At 72.8% G+C, this 2,504-nt stretch carries 2 protein-coding genes and 1 pseudogene; all 3 read left to right on the top strand.

All coding sequences use genetic code 11. The features are described 5' to 3' along the window. Positions 1–647 (top strand): amidohydrolase family protein (locus H5J33_RS30930; protein ID WP_181798077.1); only part of this gene is annotated, 647 nt, incomplete at its 5' end. A gap of 16 nt (positions 648–663) precedes the next feature. Further along, positions 664–1,191, top strand: coding sequence for an NUDIX hydrolase family protein (locus H5J33_RS30925; RefSeq protein ID WP_030794315.1), 528 nt, complete (start codon positions 664–666; stop codon positions 1,189–1,191). Between the two features lie 97 nt (positions 1,192–1,288). After that, positions 1,289–2,504: pseudogene (locus tag H5J33_RS30920) on the top strand (hypothetical protein); the annotation flags it as partial.

The following is a 2,504-nucleotide window of genomic DNA, read 5'->3' as shown; positions in this document are numbered from 1 at the left end:
CCGCCGGGCCCGCCACCTGGCCGGCGCGCGGCGGACGCCTGACCGACCCGGTGCTGGTACGGCACCTGCTGTGGACCGCCGTCGATCTGGGGCTGCCGCTGCAACTGCACGCCGGGTTCGGCGACGCGGACCTGCGGCTGCACCGCGCCGACCCCGCCCTGCTCACCGACTGGCTGCACCGGACGGCCGGCACGATCCCCGTCCTGCTGCTGCACTGCTGGCCGTACCATCGCCAAGCCGCTTATCTGTCGGCGGTGTTCGAGCACGTGTACCTGGACGTCGGGCTCGCGCTGCACCACACCGGGCCGGCCCGGTGCCGGGCGGTGCTGGAGGAGGCACTGGAGGTGACCCCGTTCCGCAAACTGCTGTACAGCTCCGACGCCTACGGTGTGGCCGAGTTCCACCACCTGGGCGCCCTGTGCTTCCGCCGGGCTCTCGCCGGTCTGCTGCAGGACCGGGTGGACGCCGACGAGTCGAGCCTGGCCGACGCCCTGCGGATCGCGCGCTGGGCGGGCCGCGACAACGCGCGCCGGCTGTACGGACCGTCCGTATCCGAACCGGAGGGACCGCCCGCGTCCGACCGGAACGGGCCCTCCCCATCCGAACCGGCCCGCGATCCCGGCGGGCGCCCCACCCGGAAAGTATGATCAAGCAATGTCTGACATGACCGAGACCACGCCCGGCTGGCTGACCACGGACGAGCTGGAGATGGCCAGGGCCCGGATGCCGATCCTGTACGTCGAGGCCGTGCCGGTGCGCGTGGACGACAGCGGTGAGGTCACCAGCATCGGGCTGCTGCTGCGCATCGGCCCGGACGGCACGGTCAGCCGGACCCTGGTCTCCGGCCGGGTCCTGCACCACGAGCGGGTCCGCGACGCGCTGCTGCGCCACCTGGAGAAGGACCTCGGCCCGGTCGCGCTGCCCCGCGTACCCGCCTCCCTCCAGCCGTTCACGGTCGCGGAGTACTTCCCGACGGCGGGCATCACGCCGTACCACGACCCGCGCCAGCACGCGGTGTCCCTGGCCTACATCGTGCCGGTGACCGGCGACTGCCGGCCCCGCCAGGACGCGCTGGACCTCGTCTGGTTCAGCCCGCAGGAGGCCGCCTCCCGGGCCGTGCAGAGCGAGATGCCGGGCGGGCACGGGGTGCTGCTGAAGCAGGCGCTGGCCCACGTCGGACTGGTGTCCTGAGCACACCGGAGTGGTGGCCGGCGCATGACGGTGGCGTGTACCCGGCATGGCTATCGTGTGCTCCGACAGGGTGAGCAGATCGTGGCCGGGAGTACGCGTGCGGGAGACGGGCCGGCTGCCGCTGCCGTTGCGGAAGGACGGGCCGCGGTGGAGCACGGTGGTCGCCGAGCGCAGTGTGCTCGGCGTCGTGCACAACATCACGTCCGCCACACGGCTGCTGGATCTGCTGGCCGTCTTCGAGGGCGACGAGCGGATCCAGGTGTTCTTCACGCGGACCGGTTCCTCCGAACTCGACGGCGGGACGGAGGAATTCCTCGCCTCGCACGGAATGGCGCGGATCTCCTGGCGTGAGGCGCTGGCCCAGCCGTTCGATCTCGCCGTGGCCACGAGTCGCGGCGGGGAATTGCACAGAATTCCCTTTCCGCTGATAGGCGCGCCGCACGGCGCCGGATACAATAAGGTTTTGGGCCGGGAGCCGGGAGCCGGGAGCCGGGAGCCGGGAGCCGGGAGCCGGGAGCCGGGAGCCGGGAGCCGGGAGCCGGGAGCGTTCGGGCTGACGTCGGAGTGGCTGGTCCATGAGGGGCGGGTCGTGCCGGCGGCGATCGTGCTGTCCCACGACGAACAGCTGCGGCGGCTGGCGGACGGCTGCCCCGAGGCCGTTCCCCGCGCCGTCGTCGCCGGTGATCCGTGTCTCGACCAGCTACGCGCCGGACTGCCCTTCCGGGCGGCGTACCGGCGCGCCCTCGGACTGCTGCCCGGCCAGCGCCTGGTGGTCGTCTCCTCGACCTGGGGCCGTGACTCGGTGCTCGGCGCGCCCGGGGCGGATGTGCTGCGCCGCGCGCTCGCCGAACTCCCGGCCGACGAATTCCGCGTTCTCGCCGCCGTGCACCCCAATGCCTGGTACGGCCACGGCACCTGGCAGATACACCACTGGCTCGCCCCGCTGACCGAATCCGGAATGCTGCTCCCGGCGCCGGAGACCGAGACCTGGAAAGCCGCCCTGTGCGCGGCCGATTTCCTCGTCGGCGACCACGGATCGCTCACCCTGTACGGCACCGCGCTGAGAATTCCGTGCGTACTGGGCGCCTTCGGCGATTCCACCGTGGCCCCCGGCTCCCCCATGGACCGCCTCGGCCGGCTCCTCCCCCGCCTCTCCCGCTCCGCGCCCCTGCTCCCCCAGCTGCTGCACGCGGCCCGTACCCAGCAGGACGACCCGGAACTGGCCGCGCTCCGGCAGAGCGTGACATCGGCGCCCGGCGAGTCGGCCCGGCGACTGCGCCGGCTGTTCTACACCTGGCTGAAGCTGCCGGAGC

The organism is Streptomyces sp. WELS2, from assembly GCF_013870595.1.
In the GTDB taxonomy this organism is placed as follows: domain Bacteria; phylum Actinomycetota; class Actinomycetes; order Streptomycetales; family Streptomycetaceae; genus Streptomyces.
This window is presented reverse-complemented; position numbering and strand designations above follow the sequence as displayed.